Raw genomic sequence first — 21,865 nt, 5'->3', positions numbered from 1 at the left:
GCGACGTCTGCGACGGCTGAGGCGTGCGAGAGACCGCGCGGACGACCCGCTCGTACGGGCGTGCGTCAGAGCGCCACCGGCTCCGGCGCCCATGTGGTCAGCGGGGTGAAGCCCCGGTGTCCGCACTCGCCGAAGACCGGCACCGGGCCGCCGCCGGATATCGCCGTCAGCCGCCACAGGCCCATGTCGTCCCCGCCGCCCCCGGGCGTGACGGGAAGCGCCGACTCCCCCGGAGCGTCGGCCACTTGCCAGCCCTTGCCGTCCGCGTCCGGCACCGGAGTCACCGCCGAGAGGACCACCGGCCAGGACTCCAGCCAGGGGTCGTCCCGCAGGACCTCGCCATAGGCGCGCAGCGCCGCCTCCGTGTCGCCGCCGGGCGGCGGTGCCGGGCTGGGCTCGGGCGGGCCGTAGCGCCTGCCCAGCACCGCGCGCAGCGGACGCGCGGAGGGATGGAAGGCCAGGTCGGCGTCCAGGGCGAGGCCCACCGGAAGGGAGAGCTCGGGCGCGCGGCCGGCGGCGCCGTAAGAGAGGAGGAGGGCCATCCGGCCCGTGCTCCTGCCGTACAGCCAGATGCGGCGCGTGGTCAGGCGGCCGTCGTCGGCGTCCCGCTGGGCCAGGACCAACCAGCGGTCCCGCACGGGCGGGACGGAGGCCAGCAGGGCCGCCGCGTCCGACGTGATGCCGACGCGCGTGCGGACCGTCGCCGCCAGGGCCTCCGGCAGCTCCTCCACCCGCAGATACCCCTGTCCCAGCGTGTGCAGCAGCGCGCACTCCTCCAGCAGCCGTGAGGCCCGGTCCGTCCCCTCCACGGACCCGGCCCCCGCCACCGACGCCAACTCCCGTACGCGCGCCGCCAGTCCCGGCGCCTGCGCGTCGACCATGCGGGCCGCCGTCTCGTCCCACTGCCCGTACGCCGCCCCCTCGACGGCCGCGAGCCCGCCCCGCAGCAGATCGGCCAGCCGCCGCTCCAGCTCGGCCGCCCCCTCGGCGATCCGCCGCGCGCGCCGCTCGGCGCGGCGCCGGGCCGCCTCGGCGTCCACGGGAGCGGGAGCCGTCCCCCGTCCGGCCCACCCCCCGCCGCACGCTCGGCGCGCTGCCGGCGCCGCTCCAGCCACTGCCCCGCCCACTCGGGCGGCGTCGCGGCCGAGGACGGCACGGCCGCCTCCCCCCCTCCGACCACAACAGCAGGAGTCCCAGGGCGTGTTTGCACGGGAACTTCCGGCTCGGGCAGCTGCAGTGGAAGGCCGGACCCCCGTCCCCCACGAGGTCCACGACCGTGCGGTACGGCGTGCTGCCGCTGCCCTTGCACTCCCCCAGACCGCGGCCGTGCCCCCGTCCGTCCCCCCCGTCCGTGTGCGCGCTCGCGCCCGACCACGGACCGGGCGCCGCGAGCTTCGCGCCCGCCTTGCGTGATGCGGCGTCAGGAGCCAGCGCGAGCACCTGTTCCGCCGTCCATCGTTCCCCCTGCGGATTCATGCCGACGACGTTACGACCCCCCACTGACAATCGCCCTGACCTGCGGTTTCCACACGTCGGGGCCGATTGTCAGTGGTGTGGTGCAGGGTTTTGGACGTAACCCGGAACCGCACGACGAGGGGGACTTGAACCGTGCCCGGAATCTCCACAGAAGCCCTGCGCCCGCATGCCGAGGACGCCTTCGCCGACGAGCTGAAGGCCCTCGCAGCGGCCGACGACCGCCCCAGGCCCGCGCGTTGGCGCATGTCGCCGTGGGCCGTCGCCACCTACCTGCTCGGCGGCACCCTGCCCGACGGCACGATCATCACGCCGAAGTACATCGGCCCGCGCCGGGTCGTCGAGGTCGCCGTCACCACGCTCGCCACCGACCGCGCCCTGCTCCTGCTCGGCGTGCCCGGCACCGCCAAGACCTGGGTGTCCGAGCATCTGGCCGCCGCCGTCAGCGGCGACTCCACCCTGCTCGTGCAGGGCACCGCCGGAACGGCCGAGGAGGCCATCCGCTACGGCTGGGACTACGCCCGCCTCCTCGCCCACGGCCCCGGCCGCGAGGCGATCGTGCCCAGCCCCGTCATGCGGGCCATGGCCGAGGGCATGACCGCCCGGGTCGAGGAGCTCACCCGCATCCCCGCCGACGTCCAGGACACCCTGATCACCGTCCTGTCCGAGAAGACCCTGCCCATCCCCGAGCTGGGAGAGGAGGTGCAGGCCGTGCGCGGGTTCAACCTGATCGCCACGGCCAACGACCGCGACCGGGGCGTCAACGAGCTCTCCAGCGCCCTGCGCCGCCGCTTCAACACCGTCGTACTGCCGCTGCCCGCCAGCCCCGAGGCCGAGGTCGACATCGTCGCCCGCCGCGTCGACCAGCTCGGCCGCTCCCTCGACCTGCCCGCCACGCCCGACGGCATCGACGAGATCCGCCGCGTCGTCACCGTCTTCCGCGAGCTGCGCGACGGCGTCACCACCGACGGCCGTACGAAGCTCAAGTCGCCCTCGGGAACGCTCTCGACGGCCGAGGCCATCTCCGTCGTCACCGGCGGCCTCGCGCTCGCCGCGCACTTCGGCGACGGCGTCCTGCGCGCGGGGGACGTGGCCGCCGGCATCCTCGGCGCGGTCGTCCGCGACCCGGCGGCGGACCGCGTCGTCTGGCAGGAGTACCTGGAGACGGTCGTCCGTGAGCGCGACGGCTGGAAGGACTTCTACCGCGCCTGCCGCGAGGTGTCCGTATGAGCGGCCCCGCCCCGGCCCTGCTGGGAGTGCGCCACCACGGGCCGGGCTCCGCACGGTCGGTGCGGGCGGCGCTCGAGCAGTGCCGGCCGGCCGCCGTGCTGATCGAGGGGCCGCCCGAGGCGGATGCCCTCGTCCACCTCGCGTCCGACGAGGGCATGCGGCCTCCGGTGGCGCTGCTGGCCCACGCCTCCGCCGACCCGGGCCGGGCCGCGTTCTGGCCGTTCGCCGAGTTCTCCCCGGAGTGGGCCGCCATCCGCTGGGCGCTCGCCCACGACGTGCCGGTCCGCTTCATCGACCTGCCCGCCGCGCACACGCTCGCGCTGGACGAAGAGAGCGGCGAGGGCGGGGCATCCGGCACACCGGGCGACGAGGACGACGAGGGCGACGAGGCCGGCGAGGAGGACGAGGCCGGCCGCGCGCCGCGGCTGGACCCGCTCGCCGCGCTCGCCGGGGCCGCCGGCTACGACGACCCCGAGGTGTGGTGGGAGGACGCCGTCGAGCACCGCCGCGGCGCCGGACGCGTCGCACCGGACGGCGACGCGCTCGCGCCGTTCGCGGCCATCGCCGAGGCGATGGCCGAGCTGCGGGCCTCCTTCGGCGACGCCGCCGACGACGGCCCCCGGGCCGGCCGCGACGCCGTCCGCGAGGCCCACATGCGGCTGCGGCTGCGCGAAGCCCGGCGCGAGTTCGGCGACGGCATCGCGGTCGTCTGCGGCGCCTGGCACGTCCCCGCCCTCGCCGAGAAGCGGACCGTGGCCGCCGACCGGCAGGCGCTCAAGGGCCTCCCCAAGGTCAAGACGGAGATCGGCTGGGTGCCCTGGACCCACCGCAGGCTCGCCCGGCGCAGCGGCTACGGCGCCGGCATCACCTCACCCGGCTGGTACGGGCACCTCTTCCGCGCCCCCGACCGGCCCGTCGAGCGCTGGATGACCGATGTCGCGCGCCTGCTGCGCGACGAGGACCACCCGGTCTCCTCCGCGCACGTCATCGAGGCCGTGCGGCTCGCGGACACGCTCGCCGCCATGCGCGGCCGGCCGCTCGCCGGCCTCGGCGAGACCACCGACGCGGTGCGCGCGGTGATGTGCGACGGCTCGGACGTGCCGCTCGCCCTCGTCCAGGACCGGCTGGTCATCGGCGACGTCCTCGGCGAGGTCCCCGAGTCCGCGCCGGCCCCGCCCCTGCAGCGCGACCTCGCCCGCCTCCAGCGCAGCCTGCGGCTCAAGCCCGAAGCCGCCTTCCGCGACCTCGAGTTCGACCTCCGCAAGGACACCGACGCGGCCCGCAGCAGGCTGCTGCACCGGCTGCGCCTGCTGGGCGTCGGCTGGGGCGAGCCGCAGCGCTCGCGCGCCGGTCTCGGCACGTTCCGGGAGACCTGGCGGCTGTGCTGGGAGCCGGAGCTGTCCGTACGGCTCGCCGAGGCGGGGGTGTGGGGCACGACGGTGGAGGGCGCGGCGACCGCGAAGGCCGAGTCGCTGGCGCGGGGCGCCACCGCCCTCGCCGAGGTCACGGCCCTCGCCGAGCAGTGTCTGCTCGCGGGCCTGCCCGACGCCCTGCCCGTCGTCATGCGCGCCCTCGCCGACCGCGCCGCGCTCGACTCGGACGTCGGGCACCTGGCCCAGGCGCTGCCGGCCCTGGTCCGTTCCGTGCGCTACGGCGACGTGCGCCGCACGGACACCGCGGCCCTCGGCGAGGTGGCGGAGGGCCTCGCCGAACGCGTCTTCGTCGGCCTCCCGGCCGCCTGCTCGGGGCTCGACGCGGACGCGGCGGCGGAGATGCGCGGCCACGTGGACGCCGTCCACCGGGCCGTGGCCCTGCTGGCGGAGGCCGACGCGGGGACGGACGCGGGGGATGCCGAGGGCGACGCGGAGAAGACCGGCGAGACCGGCCCCCCGCGCGAGGATCCCCTCCGTGACCGCTGGGCCGCCGTCCTGGCGACGCTGGCCGAACGGGACGGGCTTCCGGGCGGGATACGGGGCCGGGCCGCGCGACTGCTGCTCGACGACGAGCGGCTGACGCACGAGCGGGCCGCCCGGCTGATGGGGCTCGTGCTCTCGGTCGGTACGGCGCCCGCCGAGGCGGCCGCCTGGATCGAGGGGTTCGTCGGCAGTGGCGGTTCCGGCGGGATGCTGCTCGTCCACGACGAGCGGCTGCTCGCCCTCGTCGACGCCTGGCTGACCGGCGTGGCGCCGGACGCCTTCACGGACGTACTGCCCCTGCTGCGCCGCACCTTCTCCGCGTTCGAGCCGGGGGCGCGCCGCACGCTCGGCGAGCGGATACGCCGGGGCGGGACGGGGGACGCGGGGCGGCGGCCCCGGGCGAGAAGGCGGTACGCGGCTTCGGGGCGGCCCTCGACGAGGAGCGCGCGGCGGCGGTGCTGCCGACGATGCGCCTGCTGCTGGGCATGGCACACACAGGGGGATGAGAAGCGGATGACGACGACCACGCACACCACGGCGGCGGACAACACCGCAACGGACACCACTGTCCCGGCCGCCGACGCCGACGACGCCGCCGAGCGGCTTCGCCGCTGGCGGCTCGTGCTCGGCGGGGACGGCGGCGACGGCACGGGCTGCGCCCTCGCCGGCACGGACGCCGCCATGGACCGCACCCTGGAGGCGCTCTACGGCTCGGGACCGGGCGACGGCAGCGGGCGCGGCGGCCCGCGCGGGGCCGGCCTCGGCGGCTCGGCGCCGCGCGTCGCCCGCTGGCTGGGGGACATCCGGACGTACTTCCCGACGTCCGTCGTTCAGGTGATGCAGCGCGACGCCATCGACCGGCTGGGGCTGTCCGCCCTGCTGCTCGAGCCGGAGATGCTGGAGGCGGTCGAGGCGGACGTGCACCTCGTCGGCACGCTGCTCTCGCTCAACAAGGCGATGCCGGAGACCACCAAGGAGACCGCGCGGGCCGTCGTCCGCAAGGTGGTCGAGGACCTCGAGAAGCGTCTGACGACGCGCACCCGCGCCACGCTCTCCGGCGCCCTGGACCGGTCGGCGCGCGTGAGCCGCCCCCGGCACCACGACATCGACTGGAACCGCACCATCCGCGCCAATCTCAAGAACTACCTCCCCGAGTACCGCACGGTCGTCCCCGAGCGCCTCATCGGCTACGGGCGGGCCTCGCAGGCGGTGAAGAAGGAGGTGATCCTCTGCATCGACCAGTCCGGTTCGATGGCCGCCTCCGTCGTCTACGCCTCCGTCTTCGGTGCGGTCCTCGCCTCCATGCGCGCCCTCACCACTCGTCTGGTCGTCTTCGACACGTCCGTCGTGGACCTCACCGACCAGCTGACCGATCCGGTCGACGTGCTGTTCGGCACCCAGCTCGGCGGCGGCACGGACATCAACCGCGCGCTCGCCTACTGCGAGTCCCGCATCACCCGCCCGGCCGAGACCGTTGTGGTCCTCATCAGTGATCTCTATGAGGGCGGAATCCGCGACGAGATGCTCAAGAGGGTCGCCGCCATGAAGGCGTCAGGGGTGCAGTTCGTGACCCTGCTGGCCCTGTCGGACGAGGGCGCCCCCGCCTACGACCGTGAGCACGCGGCGGCCCTCGCGGCCCTCGGCGCACCCGCCTTCGCCTGCACCCCGGACCTCTTCCCGGACGTGATGGCGGCCGCCCTGGAGAAGCGTCCCCTGCCCATACCGGAGGCCGCCGTCTGACACGCCGCGGCGCGCCGGAAGCGTACGGGCACCGTCGCGATCTGTGAGCGTAATCACGGCCCGAGTGTGACCTGCGATTTAAGGTCACACCCCCCTCGGGGATAACCTGCGAGACGGACATGCCGCGTCAACGGTGACCGTGTGCCGCCCTCGTAAAAGATCGCGTCGTCACGCTGCCTGCGGCACGCCCGCGCAGACAACGAACCGCGATATCCATGGAAAAGGGACGGACGCGCGTGGACCTGTTCGAGTACCAGGCGAGGGACCTCTTCGCCAAGCACGGTGTACCGGTGCTGGCCGGTGAAGTCATCGACACGCCTGAGGCGGCGCGCGCCGCGACCGAGCGTCTCGGTGGCAAGTCGGTCGTCAAGGCCCAGGTCAAGGTCGGTGGCCGTGGCAAGGCCGGTGGCGTGAAGCTGGCCGCCACCCCGGACGAGGCCGTCGCTCGCGCGACGGACATTCTCGGCATGGACATCAAGGGCCACACGGTCCACAAGGTGATGATCGCCGAGACCGCTCCCGAGATCCTCGAGGAGTACTACGTCTCGTACCTCCTCGACCGCACCAACCGCACCTTCCTGGCCATGGCCTCGGTCGCCGGTGGCATGGACATCGAGGAGGTCGCCGCGACGACCCCCGAGAAGCTCGCCAAGGTGCCGGTCGACGCCAACGAGGGCGTCTCCATCGAGAAGGCCCGCGAGATCGTCGCCCAGGCGAAGTTCCCGGCCGAGGTGGCCGAGAAGGTCGCCGAGGTCATGGTGACCCTGTGGAAGACCTTCGTCGCCGAGGACGCGCTCCTCGTCGAGGTCAACCCGCTCGCGAAGGTCGCCAACGGCGACGTCATCGCCCTCGACGGCAAGGTCTCGCTCGACGAGAACGCCGACTTCCGCCAGCCGGAGCACGAGGCGCTCGAGGACAAGGCCTCGGCCAACCCCCTCGAGGCGGCCGCCAAGGCCAAGGGCCTGAACTACGTCAAGCTCGAGGGCCAGGTCGGCATCATCGGCAACGGCGCGGGTCTGGTCATGTCGACCCTCGACGTCGTCGCCTACGCCGGTGAGAACCACGGCGGCGTCAAGCCCGCCAACTTCCTCGACATCGGTGGCGGCGCCTCCGCCGAGGTCATGGCCAACGGTCTCGAGATCATCCTCGGCGACCCGGACGTCAAGTCCGTCTTCGTCAACGTCTTCGGTGGCATCACCGCGTGCGACGAGGTCGCCAAGGGCATCGTCCAGGCCCTCGAGCTGCTGAAGAACAAGGGCGAGGACGTCACCAAGCCGCTGGTCGTGCGCCTCGACGGCAACAACGCGGAGCTGGGTCGCAAGATCCTGTCCGACGCCAACCACCCGCTGGTGCAGCGCGTGGACACCATGGACGGCGCGGCCGACAAGGCCGCCGAGCTGGCTGCGGCTAAGTAAGGGACGAGGACTCCACAACCATGGCTATCTTCCTCACCAAGGACAGCAAGGTCATCGTCCAGGGGATGACCGGTGCCACGGGCATGAAGCACACCAAGCTCATGCTGGGTGACGGCACCAACATCGTCGGCGGCGTGAACCCGCGCAAGGCCGGCACCGAGGTCGACTTCGACGGCACGGCCGTCCCGGTCTTCGGCTCCGTCGCCGAGGCGATGGAGAAGACCGGCGCCGACGTCACCGTCGTCTTCGTGCCGCCGGCGTTCGCCAAGGCCGCCGTGGTCGAGGCGATCGACGCCGAGATCGGCCTGGCCGTCGTCATCACCGAGGGCATCGCCGTCCACGACTCGGCCGCCTTCTGGGCGTACGCCTCGTCCAAGGGCAACAAGACCCGCATCATCGGTCCGAACTGCCCCGGTCTGATCACCCCGGGCCAGTCAAACGCCGGCATCATCCCGGGCGACATCACCAAGCCCGGCCGCATCGGTCTGGTGTCCAAGTCGGGCACGCTGACCTACCAGATGATGTACGAGCTCCGTGACATCGGCTTCTCCTCCGCCGTCGGCATCGGTGGCGACCCGGTCATCGGCACCACGCACATCGACGCGCTCGCCGCGTTCGAGGCCGACCCCGACACCGACCTGATCGTCATGATCGGCGAGATCGGTGGCGACGCCGAGGAGCGGGCCGCGGACTTCATCAAGGCCAACGTCACCAAGCCGGTCGTCGGCTACGTGGCCGGCTTCACCGCGCCCGAGGGCAAGACGATGGGCCACGCCGGCGCCATCGTGTCCGGCTCCTCCGGCACGGCGCAGGCGAAGAAGGAGGCCCTCGAGGCCGCGGGCGTGAAGGTCGGCAAGACCCCGTCCGAGACCGCCCTCCTCGCGCGCGCCGCGCTGGCCGGCTGACCCTTCTCCGGGTTTCCCGGCGGCTCCTCCGGTTCTCCGGCGGACGCCAAGGCTCCACGACGTGGGCCCGCACCCCTCAGGGGGTGCGGGCCCACGCCCGTATACGGGCCGCCTCACCCGCCTGCGCCGCGTACGGCCCTGTAAACCCGCATAAACCCCCGTACAGCCGCATAGGCGCATTCATCCGGCGCAAGCGACACGACGGGCATGTGACGGCTACCCGCACCAAAGCCGCGTTCTTGGCAGCATGGCCCCGTGAGTGAGTACGCCGATCACGGCCCGTCGTCGCCGTCGCGCCCGCGGCCTGCCGTGAGCGGGCCGTCCGCGACGACCTCGGTGTTCTTCGGGGGGGTGCTCGCCGCGGGCCTGGGGCTCGGCGCCTTCGCCATGATCGTGCTGGCGCTGTGGATCATCTCCCCGTACCCCGACGGCGGCCCGGCGAGCGCCCTGCGGGTGGCCGCCGACCTCTGGCTGCTGGCCCACGGCGCCGACCTCGTGCGCATCGACTCCCTCTCCGGTGACCCCGTCCCCATCGGGCTCACCCCCCTGCTCCTCGCCCTCGTGCCCTGCACCCTGCTCTACCGCGCCGCCCGGCACGCGCTCGAACCCCCCGAGGGGGCGCCGCCGGACGCGCCGGGCCCGGCGCCGCGCACCGCCTTCACCGCGATGCTCGGCGGCTATCTGCTGGTGGCCCTGGCCGCGTCGGCCTACGCGTGGGACGCGCCGGTGCGCCCCTCGCCCCTGAGCGTGCTGCTGTGTCTGCCGCTGGTCGCGGGAGCGTTCGTCGCGGCCGGGATCTGGACGGCGGCGGGGCGCCCCGGGCTGCCCGCGCCGTCACTGGTGCGGCGTGCGGTGCCCGAGGGCGTGCGGTGCTGGTTCACCGGCGCCCATCTGGCCGAGGTGGTCCGGGCCGCCGCGGCGGCCACGGCCGTGCTGCTGGGCGGCGGCGCGCTGCTGGTGGCCGTGTCGCTGGCCCTGCACGCGGGGGTGGCCGAGGAGGCGTTCGCCCAGCTGTCGCCGCGTTGGTCGGGCCGGGTGGCGATCGGGCTGCTGAGCGCTGCCCTGCTGCCCAACGCGATGATCTGGGCCGTGGCGTACGGGCTCGGGTCCGGCTTCACGGTCGGCGCGGACAGCGTGGTCGCCCCGCTGACGGCGGTCCCCAGGCCGCCCGCGCTGCCGCGCTTCCCGCTGCTCGCCGCGCTGCCGTCGCCCGGCGAGGCCGGGCCGCTGGTGCTGGTGGGTGCGGCGGTGCTGGTGGGCGCGGCCGGGATCGCGGTGGCGTTCGCCGCCGTTCCCCGGCCGGGGGACGCGGACTCCGCCTCCGGTTCCGCTCCCTCGCCGTCCCTGCCGGGCTGGCTGGACGCGGCGGTGACGGCCGCCCTGGGGGCGCTGCTGTGCGGGGTGGTGATGACCGTGCTGGGGTACGCGGCGTCCGGCCCGCTCGGCAACGGCGCGCTGGCGGACTTCGGGCCGCGGTGGTGGCGTACGGGCGCGTCGGCCGCCGCCTGCACGGTGGCCGTGGGGCTGCCGGGAGCGATGCTGGTGCGGTGGCGGCTGGGGGTTGCGGTGCGTGGCGCCCGTGAGGAGCGGACGAGGCTGACGGGATGGCGGAGTGGGGGGGAGCTGCTGGGGCTGGCGGTGGCCCCGCCGCCGTCGACGACTCCCGCCTCACCGGCCCCGCCCGAGGCCATGACCGGCGGCACAACCGACGCCACCCCGACCCGGCCGCCCTCACCGACCCTTCCGACACCCCCACCCCAGCCGGATCCCCAGCCTCAGCCGACGCCCCGGTCGACGCCCCGGCCACCCCCGCCGAGGAGCCCGGACCGGCCCCCTCCCGGTCCTGGTGGCGGGCGGTCGCGGCGTGGTTCGGGTTCGCCGCGGGCGGCGCGACCGTACCGGCGACGGAGAGCGTGGCGTACGAACCGGAGACGCTGCCGGTGATGCCCACGCCGCACAGCGAGGCGCTGCCGGAGGCGGAGGCGACCCCGCGCAGGGCCGAGCGGCGGCGCTGGTGGAAGCCCCGGCGGCGCAAGGGGACGCGTCGCAAGCCGCGCTCGGCGAGTCGCCCGGGCACGGCGTTCGCCCAGCCGCCGGTGCCGGCGTGGCACGACGCGGCGTCCCGCCGGGGCCGGTGGGCCGCGCTCAAGGACTCGAGCGGCGGGCTCATGGCGGACTTCGCGCCCCGCGACCTGACGCTGCCGGCCCGCGAGGACCGGCCCGACTTCCCGCCGCCCCACCCCTCCCCATGACCGGGGCGGGTGACGGTGACGGGGGCGGGGCCCGGCGGTGGCCTCAGTCCTGGTTGCCCAGCAGCGGCCGCAGCTGCTTCGGCAGGTGGTTCTCGCACGCCTGCTGGGAGGTCTGGGTCAGGGCGTCGTCCACGCACGTGTAGTACTCGCGGTAGACCAGGTGGAACGAGAACGTCGCCGCGACGATGGCCAGCGCCAGGCCGCCCGTGACCAGGCCGCTGACCGCGGCCGTGGTCTGGGGGCGGAAGCCGCCGGGGCCCGGGGCGGTGGACGGGGCGGGCGTGTCCGGGTCGCGGGGCCTGGCCTTGGCGCGCAGCGAGCTCACGCCCCAGTACAGGGAGAGCGCGCCCAGCAGCAGGGCCACCTGCGGAATGCTGAAGAGGGCGAAGAAGAAGCCCCACATGCCCGCGAGCAGGGCGTAGCGGGCGCGCCGCTGCGCCGGGTCCGTCGGATCCCAGCGCAGGCCGCCGCCGGGGCCGCCCGGGCCGCCGCCCGACGGGCCCTGGCCGCCGCCGAAGCCGCCGTCCTGGCGGCCGGGCTGCCGGCTGCTCCACTGGCTGCCCCACACCGGCCGCTGGTCGTCCCCGGAGCCGCCTTCGCCGTCCCCCTCGCCGCCGCCCGTGGGCGTCCGCGGCTGCCAGGGCCGGTCCGGCTGGCCCTTCGGCGGTGCCGCGAAGGGGTTGTCCCGCTCCTCCGGGCCGGCGGGCGGCGGCGACTGGCGCTCGCGCAGCACGGGGCGGTGGGCAGCGGGGGCGGTGAGCCGCGTGGCGGCGTCGGTCCGGCATGTGGAGTGTGTCTTCCCCTTGTGTCGTCGGCCTGCACCTCGAGCGTACGGCGCCGCGTCCGTTTTCCCGTTTTCCCGCGTCGCCGTCCGGTCCGGTCCCGACGCTACCTCCCGTGCGCGCCCCCGTCCCGTGGGGGCGGTTCGGTGTGCCGGTATCGTTGCTGGCGGTCGACGGCTTCGTAGGGATCCCCGTATCCGGCGCCCCTTCGGTTTCGTACGACCATACAAACCGCACCACCCGCGAGAAAGGGCCCCGCCGTGGAGCCGCCGCCGAACCGTCCCGCCCGCGTCGTCGCGCTCGTCTCCGGTTCCGGCACGAACCTGCAGGCCCTGCTGGACGCCGTCGCCGCCGACCCGGACGGCTACGGCGCCCGGATCGTGGCCGTCGGCGCCGACCGCGAGGACATCGTGGGGCTCGAGCGCGCCGAGCGCGCCGGGCTGCCGACGTTCGTGTGCCGGGTGAAGGACCACCCCACCCGTGACGCCTGGGACCGGGCGCTGACCGAGGCCACGGCGGCGTACGAGCCGGACCTGGTGGTCTCGGCGGGCTTCATGAAGATCCTGGGCAAGGAGTTCCTCGCCCGGTTCGGCGGGCGGATCGTCAACACGCACCCCGCCCTGCTCCCCAGCTTTCCCGGCGCCCACGGCGTGCGCGACGCGCTCGCGTACGGCGTGAAGGCGACCGGGTGCACCGTCCACTTCGTCGACGAGGGCGTCGACACCGGCCCGATCATCGCCCAGGGCGTGGTCGAGGTCCGGGACGAGGACGACGAATCCGCGCTGCACGAGCGGATCAAGGAAGTCGAGCGAGCGCTGCTCGTCGAGGTCGTGGGGCGTCTGGCCCGCGACGGCTACCGCATAGAGGGACGAAAGGTGAAATTCCTGTGACCGCCGAAGGCACGAAGCGGCCCATCCGACGGGCGCTGGTCAGCGTCTACGACAAGACCGGGCTGGAGGAGCTGGCCCGTGGTCTGCACGATGCGGGCGTCGAGCTGGTCTCGACCGGTTCCACGGCCGCCCGGATCGCCGCCGCCGGCGTCCCGGTCACCAAGGTGGAGGAGGTCACCGGCTTCCCCGAGTGCCTGGACGGCCGGGTGAAGACCCTGCACCCGCGCGTGCACGCCGGCATCCTCGCCGACCAGCGTCTCGAGGCGCACCGCGATCAGCTCGAGCAGCTGGACGTCCGCCCCTTCGAGCTGGTGATCGTCAACCTCTACCCGTTCCGCGAGACCGTCGCCTCGGGCGCCTCGCCCGACGAGTGCGTCGAGCAGATCGACATCGGCGGCCCCTCGATGGTCCGTGCCGCCGCCAAGAACCACCCCTCCGTCGCGGTGATCGTCAACCCCGGCCGCTACGACGACGTGCTCAAGGCCGCCGCCGACGGCGGCTTCGACCTCGCCGCCCGCAAGCGCCTGGCCGCCGAGGCGTTCCAGCACACGGCCGCCTACGACGTGGCCGTGGCGTCCTGGTTCGCGGCCGACTACGCGGCGGCCGACGACAGCGGCTTCCCCGACTTCCTCGGTGCCGCCTTCTCCCGCTCGAACGTGCTCCGCTACGGCGAGAACCCCCACCAGCCCGCCGCCCTCTACACCGACGGCAGCGGCACGGGCCTGGCGGCCGCCGAGCAGCTGCACGGCAAGGAGATGTCCTACAACAACTACGTGGACACCGAGGCCGCCCGCCGCGCCGCCTACGACCACGCCGACCCCTGCGTCGCGATCATCAAGCACGCCAACCCGTGCGGCATCGCGACCGGCCAGGACGTCGCCGAGGCCCACCGCAAGGCCCACGCCTGCGACCCGCTGTCCGCGTTCGGCGGCGTCATCGCCGTGAACCGGCCGGTGTCGGTGGCGATGGCCGAGCAGGTCGCCGAGATCTTCACCGAGGTCATCGTCGCCCCCGGCTACGAGGACGGCGCGGTCGAGGTCCTGGCCCGCAAGAAGAACATCCGCGTCCTGCGCTGCGCCGACGCCCCCTGCGCCGTCAAGGAGGCCCGTCCGGTCGAGGGCGGCCTGCTGCTCCAGGAGAAGGACCGCCTCCAGGCCGAGGGCGACGACCCGGCCGAGTGGACGCTCGCCACGGGCGAGCCGCTGAGCGCCGAGGAGCTCGCCGAGCTGGCCTTCGCCTGGAAGGCCTGCCGCGCGGTGAAGTCCAACGCCATCCTGCTGGCCAAGGACGGCGCGACCGTCGGCGTCGGCATGGGCCAGGTCAACCGCGTGGACTCCGCCAAGCTCGCCGTCCAGCGCGCGGGCGAGGAGCGCGCCCGTGGCGCGTACGCGGCCTCGGACGCCTTCTTCCCCTTCCCCGACGGGCTCGAGGTCCTCACCGCGGCCGGCATCAAGGCCGTGGCCCAGCCGGGCGGTTCGGTCCGCGACGAGCAGGTCGTCGAGGCGGCGAAGGCGGCGGGCGTGACGATGTACTTCACCGGCACGCGCCACTTCTTCCACTGACCGGTCTTCCACCGACCGGAACGGTCGTACGGACGCGCGCCCGCCCGCGTCCGTACGGCCGTACGCCCATGGGTGCGGCGACCGTGCCGCACCGTGGGCGGTTCACACCCCACGCCATTGGCACACCGCGGACCCGACCTGAGTGGAAGGCGGGCCGCACGATCCGGGAGGATGGCCCCCATGACCGCCAAGATTCTCGATGGCAAGGCCACCGCGGCCGCGATCAAGTCCGAGCTGACCGTCCGTGTGGAGGCCCTGAAGGCCAAGGGCGTCACGCCCGGCCTGGGCACGCTCCTGGTGGGCGACGATCCCGGCAGCAAGTGGTACGTCGCCGGCAAGCACCGCGACTGCGCCGAGGTCGGCATCGGCTCGATCCAGCGCGAGCTCCCCGGGACCGCCACCCAGGAGGAGATCGAGGCGGTCGTCCGGGAGCTCAACGACAACCCCGAGTGCACCGGCTACATCGTCCAGCTCCCGCTCCCCAAGGGCATCGACACCAACCGTGTGCTCGAGCTGATGGACCCGGCGAAGGACGCCGACGGCCTCCACCCGATGAGCCTGGGCCGCCTGGTGCTCAACGAGCCCGGCCCGCTGCCCTGCACCCCGAACGGCATCATCGAGCTGCTGCGTCGCCACGACGTCGAGCTCAACGGCGCGCACGTCGTGGTCGTCGGCCGCGGCATCACCGTCGGCCGCTCGATCGGCCTGCTGCTCACCCGCCGGACCGAGAACTCCACGGTCACCCTCTGCCACACCGGCACCCGCGACCTGTCCGAGCAGCTGCGCAAGGCCGACATCGTCGTCGCCGCCGCCGGCGTCGGTCACCTGATCAAGCCGGAGGACGTCAAGCCCGGCGCGGCCGTCCTGGACGTCGGCGTCAGCCGTGACGGCGAGGGCAAGATCATGGGCGATGTGGCCCCCGAGGTCGCCAAGGTCGCCGGCTGGGTCTCCCCGAACCCGGGCGGCGTGGGCCCCATGACGCGCGCGCTGCTGCTGGTGAACGTGGTGGAGGCCGCCGAGCGCGCCGCCGCCGGAGTCGCCGATGCCGGCTGAGGCCGAGTCCCGCGAGCCGGGCACGCCGGGCATGCCGGGCGACGGAAGCGGCGACTCCGGCGCAGGCCGGAGCGCAGGCCAGGACGCCGGCCGTGCCTCGCGCCGCCCCCCGCGGGTCACCCGCGACACCGCCCGCCCCGAGGGGGGCGGGCGCGCCGCGCCCGGCGACGCGCCCGCGCCGGCGCGTCAGTGGCCGCTGCTGGCGGTGCTGGGCGCCACCGGCCTGGGCCTGCTGATCGTCGCGTTCGACGCCTTCCGGGTGGGCACGATCGTGATCGGCCTGGCCATGATCGGCGGCGCGGTGCTGCGCTGGGCGCTGCCGGACGTCGGCATGCTGGCCGTGCGGTCCCGGTTCACGGACATGTTCACGTACGGCGGCCTGGGCGCGGTGATCGTCCTGCTCGCCCTGATGGCCCAGCCGCACGCCTGGCTGAAGCTCCCGTTCCTGGACGACGTGCTGCACTTCACCGTGCAGTGACCGTCCCGCTGGACATGACGGCGGCCCGTCCTCTCCCCCGTGGGAGGACGGGCCGCCGTCGGCTTTTTCAGCGGTGTACGGGAATGACTCTGATGCGCCACATCCGCACCCGCCAGACGATTTCGGGGAGTTGGGTCATCGTGGGACGTCCCACACCCTGACCTGTGGAGAAGCCGGGTCCCACGACGTCGTGGTGGGACGGTGGGGGCATCGCGCGCGTGGCCGGAAGTCGCACTCGCCTCTTGAAGTGGGCGGAACCGGTGCGCGGGCGTCGCCATCATGTGCGGCAGGAGGCTTGTTGCCTCGGGGGGCGACCGTGACGCGTATGGGGTGGAGCATGCCGCGTTGGAAGGAATTACCCGCATCGCTGGACGAGCGCGTGCGGCAGCTGGTCGTACAGCTCAGGAGACTCAAGGACCGCAGCGGGCTCAGCCTCGCCTCGCTCGCGGTCAAGACGTCCTACAGCCGTTCGTCCTGGGAACGGTACTTCAACGGCAAGCAACTGCCGCCGCGTGACGCCGTCGAGGAGCTGGCGCGGGTGTGCGGTACGGACCCGACCCGCCTGCTGGTGCTCCACGAGGTCGCGGCGGACGCGTGGACGGAGGAGGCAGCGGCCGGCGACCCGGCGGACGACGGCGGGACCGCCCCCGTGGCGGAGCGGCGGCGGTGGACTACATGGGTGCTCTCGGGCGCGGTGGTCGTCCTGGCGGCCGCCCTGGCCGCCACCCTGCTGACCACCCACCCCTGGCGGCACGACGACGACAGGCGGCCCGCCGGCACCGGCAACACCGAGGCCACGTTCGTCTTCGTCCAGGGCCGGGGCCGCCCGTGCGACATACGGCGCCAGGAGGGCGAGCTGCGCGCCGGGTACAGCGCGACGCACAGCACGCTGATGGACCTCAAGACGTCGGGCTGGGAGGTCGTGGAGGCCCAGTGCCTGCTCAAGCACCACGGCTTCGACCCCGGCATCACCGACGGCTCCTACGGCGAGCGCTCGAAGAAGGCGGCCAAGGACTTCCAGAAGGACCGAGGGCTGGTCGTCGACGGCATCGTCGGCCCGGACACCTGGGGGGAGCTGCGCCGGTGAGCGGTGAACGACTCCTTCCGGGGGAGTGCGCCCGGCTGGCCTCCGAGCTGCGCGAGCTGAGGGAGCGTACGGGGCTGAGCCTGGCCGCGCTGGGCGGGTGCACGCCCTTCAGCAAGTCGTCCTGGGAGCGCTATCTCAACGGCAAGAAGCTGCCGCCGAGGCAGGCGGTCGAGGCGCTGTGCGAGCTGACGGAGGAGCCCGCCGGGCGGATGGTGGCGCTGTGGGAGCTGGCCGAGCAGGCCTGGAGCGGACGCTCCAGTTCCGCGACCGCCGGGGCCACTGCGACGGATGGGGCAGCCGCGACCGGGCCGGCGCCCGAGGACGCGTCCCCCGGAGAGCCCTCCGGGGGGAAGGCGGGCGGCGGCGTACGCGGACTGTCCGGCCGCTCCACCAGGGCTCTGGTCCTGTACGGCGCCGCCGCGCTCGTGGCCGCCCTCTCCCTGGCCTTCTTCCTCACAGGGGGCCGGAACGCCTCCGGCGAGCGGCGGCCCGACAGCCTCGCCGCCACCACTCCCGCGTCCCAGCAGAAGCAGGAGCCGGCCTGCCATGACACGGAGTGCGACGGCGCCTACGCCTTCACCATGGCGTGCGGCCTGCCGCAACCGATGACGCTCCTCAGCCGCAGGGCGGCCGGAGGACAGCGGTTGGAGATCCGCTACAGCAAGGACTGCGGGACCGTGTGGGCGCGCGGCACGAATCTGCGCCTCGGCGACCGGATCGAGCTGGCCGTGCCGGGAGCCGACGACAAGGGGGCCACGGCCGCGACTCAGCGGGACACGGAGCAGTACCTCGCCACCGCCATGACGGTGGTCAAGGACCTTCACACACCCCGGGTCTGTCTGCGCCCGGCCGCCGGCGGCGCCCCCGAGTGCTTCACGGTGCCACGAACACTGGTGCTGCCGTCGGATGGCGGTTGACGCGGCACGTGGTGTGTCGGCGCCGCGTCCGCGTAGGAAGCGTGCAAATGGGTAGTAACGGGGTGGAGGAGAGCCGGCGACCCGTCCTCCACCCCCGTGAGAGGACGGGCTGCCTGCTCACCATTGAGGATCATGGCGGGAAACGGCATGATCAAGATCCGCCGCGGCCCTGTGGCGCGGAGGTGACCGTTCCGATACGAGTTCGCCTTTCCGTATCAAGTTGGCAGGTCGCGTCACCGCGGAGTGACGCACCGTCAACCGGCGGAGGCGCCGGGCATGCCCCAGGGGCGTGCGCCCCATGGGCTTGATCAACCCCAAATGCCACCGTGCGCCGCCCCTTTGGGAACTGACATGCTGGTATCGGGCATCCCCGTGGGTAGCCGCAAGCGAGGCTGTGGAGGGGACGCGCAGCGATACGGGGACACCACACCGTTCGTACCGGGGGACAGGGGAGGGCAATGCCTCGTTGGAGGGCGCTACCGGAAGAACTCGACCCACAGGTGCGCGAGTTCGCCGAACAACTGCGCAGACTCGTCGAACGCAGCGGTCTGAGCATCGCCGCCGTCGCAGACCGCACCGGTTACAGCAAGACGTCCTGGGAGCGCTATCTCAACGGCCGGCTGCTGCCGCCGCGCGGCGCGGCGGAGGCGCTGGCCGAGGTCACGGGCACCGACGTCGGCCATCTGGGCATCCTGTGGGAGCTGGCCGAACGGTCCTGGAGCCGGTCGGAGCTGCGGCACGACGTGACGATGGAGGCCATCCGGGTCGCCGAGGCCCGCGCGGCGCTGGGCGAGTTCGGCCCGTCGCCCGCCGCCGAGGGCGACAAGGGCGATCGGCGCGCCGCGCCGGGCCGGATGCGTACCGCCCTGCGCAGCGAGGGCGCCCCGCCGAAGGAGCCGGCGGACGAGCCGGCGGCGCCCCGTGACCCCGCTGCGTCCGTCACCGGCCTGCCCAAGGGGCCGGAGTCGCGCGACGTACGGGCCAAGGCGATCCCCCTCCAGGCCCCCAAGGCTCCTAAGGGCCCCAAGGCTCCCCGCCGCCCCCGCCGTAACGCCGTGCTGTTCGCCGTCGGCGCAGTCGGCGCCCTCTTCGTCATCGCCGCCGCCGTCCTGCTGCTCGGCGCCGACGACGAGAGCCGGACGGCGCAGGGGGCGGTCCCCACGCCGAGCGCGACCAGTCCCGCGCTCCAGGCGCCCGACGGGGTGAAGTGCGCCGGAAACGACTGCGCGGGCAAGGACCCGGAGACCATGGGCTGCGGCGGCAAACACGCCACCACCGCCGGCTCCGCGACCGTCGGCGCCTCCTACCTGGAGGTGCGCTACAGCAAGGCCTGCGGCGCCGCCTGGGCCCGCATCACCCAGGCAGCCCCCGGCGACACCCTGCGCATAAGCGCCACGGGCGCCCAGGCCCGTGCCGAGAGCGGCACCGTCGACCGGGGCGCCGACGGACACACCCGGATGATCGCCGTCGCGGACTCGAGCCAGGCCTCGGCGTGCGCGCAGCTGATGTCCGGCCGCAAGGGCTGCACCCTGCCGCGCGCCGCCCGCCCGGTCCGACCGGGGCCCACCGGCTGAGCGCGGAGGCCGGGCCCGGGCGGGGTCCGGCGGCCGGTGGCGGCGCGCGGACGGCCGGTGGTTGAGGCGGCGCGGGTGGACGGTGAGGCGTCCCACACCGGGTCGGGGGACCGGGGCGTGCCCGGTCGGATAGCCTGAGCCCGATCTCTTGACACCAAGAGAGATCGACCCATGGGCAGGGACACCCACCTCAGTTCGCAGCAGGAGATCGCCATGACCCGCACTCCCGTCAATGTCACCGTCACCGGCGCGGCCGGTCAGATCGGCTACGCGCTGCTCTTCCGCATCGCCTCCGGTCACCTTCTCGGCGCGGACGTGCCGGTCAAGCTGCGCCTGCTGGAGATCCCGCAGGGCCTGAAGGCCGCCGAGGGCACCGCCATGGAGCTCGACGACTGCGCCTTCCCGCTGCTGCGCGGCATCGAGATCACCGACGACCCGAACGTGGCCTTCGACGGTTCCAACGTCGCGCTGCTCGTCGGCGCCCGCCCCCGCACCAAGGGCATGGAGCGCGGCGACCTGCTCGAGGCCAACGGCGGCATCTTCAAGCCGCAGGGCAAGGCCATCAACGACCACGCCGCGGACGACATCAAGGTCCTCGTCGTCGGCAACCCGGCCAACACCAACGCCCTGATCGCCCAGGCCGCCGCCCCGGACGTCCCGGCCGAGCGCTTCACCGCGATGACCCGCCTCGACCACAACCGCGCCATCTCGCAGCTGGCCAAGAAGACCGGCGTCGCGGTCTCCGAGATCCGCCGCCTGACGATCTGGGGCAACCACTCCGCCACCCAGTACCCGGACATCTTCCACGCCGAGGTCGCGGGCAAGAACGCCGCCGAGGTCGTCAACGACGAGCAGTGGCTGGCCGACACCTTCATCCCGACCGTCGCCAAGCGCGGCGCCGCGATCATCGAGGCCCGTGGCGCGTCCTCGGCCGCCTCCGCCGCCAACGCCGCCATCGACCACGTCCACACCTGGGTCAACGGCACCGCCGAGGGCGACTGGACCTCCATGGGCATCCCCTCGGACGGCTCCTACGGCGTCCCCGAGGGCCTCATCTCCTCCTTCCCCGTCACCTGCAAGGACGGCAAGTACGAGATCGTCCAGGGCCTGGACGTCAACGACTTCTCCCGCTCCCGCATCGACGCCTCGGTCCAGGAGCTGGTGGAGGAGCGCGACGCCGTCCGCGGTCTCGGCCTCCTCTGACCCGACCCGATCGGACCCGATCGCCCGACCGACCCCGGTCCGAGCCGATCGCCTGATCGCACACGCGCGACGCCCCCGGCGGCCCATGGCCACCGGGGGCGTTCGCATAGGCGTACTCGATTAGTCCGCCGGCGTGAGCTGCTCGGTCTCCTCCCGGTCCTCGCTGTACGGATCGGGCAGCAACGGCACCGGCATCACGAACGCGGCGAAGAGGATCTGCACTGCGATTTCCACCCACAGAGTGAACGGCATCGCTGTGTCGACGAACCACACCGGCCACAAGGGAGGCAGGAGCAGCAACATCATCAGGGCGCGGAATTCCTGGTACCCCTTCTTCAGCCGCACCATTCCGGCGACAACGACGATCAGGAGCGAAGGGACGCCGCTCAGCAGGAACATGCCCGCCCCGAGCTCGAGGTGCGCCCCGAACGATTCCCAGAAGGAAAGCGTCCTACGACCTTCCGGCTCCAGTGTCACTATCCGGGGAGACGCCACCGCGATGATTACTCAGCCGGCGGCGAAGAGGAGCGTATACCCCAGCACGCATCGCCCGAGCCTCCGCAGAATGACACGCAGCAGGCGCAGCGGGGACGCTTGGCTCATCGCCCGCACCCCGAGGTGCAGCGCCCGTCGGTCCACTTGCGGTCGATGTTCGCTGTGTAGAGCGGCCAGTGGTCGAACTTCACGGGTGCCGAGTCGAGGGCGTGTTCGTTCCGCATACTGTCCCGGGCGACCACCTTCGGGGATCGGTTCCGCGCGTACTGCATCACTTCCATGTCCGGATAGGCATCCCCGCTTCGAGCAACGCTGATCGGCGAGCTCCGTGCCGACACGGACAGTTGGTCATCGACCGCGAAGACCGGGAGCAGACTGTCTCGCGCGTTCTCTGTCATCTTCGGTGGAGCACCTTGGATGAGCGGCACCGGCATGAGCACGGTGGCGAACACCACCTGAACCACCGTTTGAACGCCCAGATACAGCGGAGTGCTCGCGCCTACGAGCGGCCACATGGGCGGCAGGAAAGCCAGCGCCATGATGGCGCGGAACTGGCCGCTCTCCGTCGTTCGCCACGCGAGTCCGGCGAGGAGGGCGATGAGGATCGTCGGGACGCCGATCAGCAGGAACATCGTGAGCCCCGTGCGGAGAGATTCCTCGAAGGACTCCCAGAACGGCAGGGTCTCGAAGGAGTCCGACCGCGGATCGAGTTCCCTGGGCCCTACCAGGGCGATGACCAACCACCCCGCGGCGAAGGCAAGGATGTAAGCCAGAAGGCAGCGGCCGATGCTGCGGAAGACGACGGCCGGCCGGTGTACGGGGTATGTCTCGCTCGTCATCGGCACCCCCAGGTGCAGCGTCCGTCGGTCCTCGCGACTGAATCACTTCGATGT

17 protein-coding genes and 2 pseudogenes are annotated in these 21,865 nt (G+C 73.4%); 15 read left to right on the top strand and 4 right to left on the bottom strand.

The annotated features are described in order from the left end of the window. Window positions 1-65 precede the first annotated feature (65 nt). Window positions 66-1,476 (bottom strand): annotated as a pseudogene (locus J1792_RS09460) (SWIM zinc finger family protein). 132 nt (window positions 1,477-1,608) lie between these two features. Here J1792_RS09460 and J1792_RS09455 point away from each other — a divergent pair. The 7 genes and pseudogenes from J1792_RS09455 to J1792_RS09425 all read left to right on the top strand — a co-directional run bounded on the left by J1792_RS09455 (window position 1,609) and on the right by J1792_RS09425 (window position 10,931). After that, window positions 1,609-2,703 (top strand): ATP-binding protein, encoded by a 1,095-nt coding sequence (locus tag J1792_RS09455; RefSeq protein WP_207247002.1) that lies wholly within the window; start codon window positions 1,609-1,611, stop codon window positions 2,701-2,703. Continuing rightward, window positions 2,700-5,125 (top strand): annotated as a pseudogene (locus J1792_RS09450) (DUF5682 family protein). The gene J1792_RS09455 and the pseudogene J1792_RS09450 overlap by 4 nt, the downstream one beginning before the upstream one ends. A gap of 7 nt (window positions 5,126-5,132) precedes the next feature. Next, window positions 5,133-6,359, top strand: coding sequence for a VWA domain-containing protein (locus tag J1792_RS35740; protein WP_207247001.1), 1,227 nt, complete (start codon window positions 5,133-5,135; stop codon window positions 6,357-6,359). Window positions 6,360-6,595: 236 nt separating this feature from the next. After that, entirely contained in the window at window positions 6,596-7,774 is a 1,179-nt protein-coding gene (gene sucC, locus J1792_RS09440) for an ADP-forming succinate--CoA ligase subunit beta (protein ID WP_086572655.1), read from the top strand. Between the two features lie 20 nt (window positions 7,775-7,794). Next, the gene (sucD, locus tag J1792_RS09435) at window positions 7,795-8,679 is read left to right on the top strand and encodes a succinate--CoA ligase subunit alpha (protein WP_086572652.1); all 885 of its coding nucleotides are present in this window, start codon (window positions 7,795-7,797) and stop codon (window positions 8,677-8,679) included. A gap of 255 nt (window positions 8,680-8,934) precedes the next feature. Further along, a complete protein-coding gene (locus J1792_RS09430; protein ID WP_207247000.1) occupies window positions 8,935-10,623 on the top strand; it encodes a cell division protein PerM in 1,689 nt (562 codons plus the stop codon). Further along, complete coding sequence (locus tag J1792_RS09425) at window positions 10,593-10,931, top strand: hypothetical protein (RefSeq protein ID WP_207246999.1); 339 nt, start codon at window positions 10,593-10,595, stop codon at window positions 10,929-10,931. Before J1792_RS09430 ends, J1792_RS09425 begins: the two co-directional genes overlap by 31 nt. Before the next feature lie 43 nt (window positions 10,932-10,974). On the opposite strand, the gene J1792_RS09420 is transcribed toward J1792_RS09425, so the two are convergent. Beyond that, window positions 10,975-11,664, bottom strand: coding sequence for a hypothetical protein (locus tag J1792_RS09420; RefSeq protein ID WP_207246998.1), 690 nt, complete (start codon window positions 11,662-11,664; stop codon window positions 10,975-10,977). 309 nt (window positions 11,665-11,973) lie between these two features. Here J1792_RS09420 and purN point away from each other — a divergent pair, with 309 nt between their 5' ends. The 8 genes from purN (at window position 11,974) to J1792_RS09380 (ending at window position 20,477) form a co-directional block, all read left to right on the top strand. Further along, window positions 11,974-12,603: a phosphoribosylglycinamide formyltransferase gene (gene purN, locus J1792_RS09415; protein WP_086572892.1), complete on the top strand. Its 630-nt coding sequence runs from the start codon at window positions 11,974-11,976 to the stop codon at window positions 12,601-12,603. Then, on the top strand, window positions 12,600-14,165 hold the full coding sequence (gene purH, locus J1792_RS09410) for a bifunctional phosphoribosylaminoimidazolecarboxamide formyltransferase/IMP cyclohydrolase (RefSeq protein WP_086572890.1): 1,566 nt from the start codon (window positions 12,600-12,602) through the stop codon (window positions 14,163-14,165). Before purN ends, purH begins: the two co-directional genes overlap by 4 nt. Before the next feature lie 180 nt (window positions 14,166-14,345). Further along, entirely contained in the window at window positions 14,346-15,218 is an 873-nt protein-coding gene (locus tag J1792_RS09405) for a bifunctional methylenetetrahydrofolate dehydrogenase/methenyltetrahydrofolate cyclohydrolase (RefSeq protein ID WP_207246997.1), read from the top strand. Further along, complete coding sequence (locus tag J1792_RS09400) at window positions 15,208-15,696, top strand: DUF3017 domain-containing protein (RefSeq protein ID WP_086572887.1); 489 nt, start codon at window positions 15,208-15,210, stop codon at window positions 15,694-15,696. The genes J1792_RS09405 and J1792_RS09400 overlap by 11 nt, the downstream gene beginning before the upstream one ends. 337 nt (window positions 15,697-16,033) lie before the next feature. Further along, window positions 16,034-16,783: a helix-turn-helix domain-containing protein gene (locus J1792_RS09395; protein WP_086572895.1), complete on the top strand. Its 750-nt coding sequence runs from the start codon at window positions 16,034-16,036 to the stop codon at window positions 16,781-16,783. After that, window positions 16,780-17,700: a helix-turn-helix domain-containing protein gene (locus J1792_RS09390; RefSeq protein ID WP_179199010.1), complete on the top strand. Its 921-nt coding sequence runs from the start codon at window positions 16,780-16,782 to the stop codon at window positions 17,698-17,700. Before J1792_RS09395 ends, J1792_RS09390 begins: the two co-directional genes overlap by 4 nt. Before the next feature lie 458 nt (window positions 17,701-18,158). Next, complete coding sequence (locus J1792_RS09385) at window positions 18,159-19,274, top strand: helix-turn-helix domain-containing protein (protein ID WP_207246996.1); 1,116 nt, start codon at window positions 18,159-18,161, stop codon at window positions 19,272-19,274. Window positions 19,275-19,487: 213 nt separating this feature from the next. Beyond that, window positions 19,488-20,477, top strand: coding sequence for a malate dehydrogenase (locus tag J1792_RS09380; RefSeq protein ID WP_207246995.1), 990 nt, complete (start codon window positions 19,488-19,490; stop codon window positions 20,475-20,477). Window positions 20,478-20,597: 120 nt separating this feature from the next. Here the strand turns inward: J1792_RS09380 and J1792_RS09375 are convergent, their stop codons facing one another. Both J1792_RS09375 and J1792_RS09370 read right to left on the bottom strand, forming a co-directional pair. Then, window positions 20,598-20,876, bottom strand: a complete 279-nt coding sequence (locus tag J1792_RS09375) for a hypothetical protein (protein WP_207246994.1) — start codon at window positions 20,874-20,876, stop codon at window positions 20,598-20,600. A gap of 200 nt (window positions 20,877-21,076) precedes the next feature. Then, entirely contained in the window at window positions 21,077-21,811 is a 735-nt protein-coding gene (locus J1792_RS09370) for a hypothetical protein (RefSeq protein ID WP_207246993.1), read from the bottom strand. Window positions 21,812-21,865 lie beyond the last annotated feature (54 nt).

It is taken from the genome of Streptomyces triculaminicus (assembly GCF_017349075.1).
Taxonomy (GTDB): Bacteria; Actinomycetota; Actinomycetes; order Streptomycetales; family Streptomycetaceae; genus Streptomyces; species Streptomyces triculaminicus.
The sequence above is the reverse complement of the archived record's forward strand: the minus strand, read 5'-3'. Positions and strand labels throughout refer to the sequence as shown.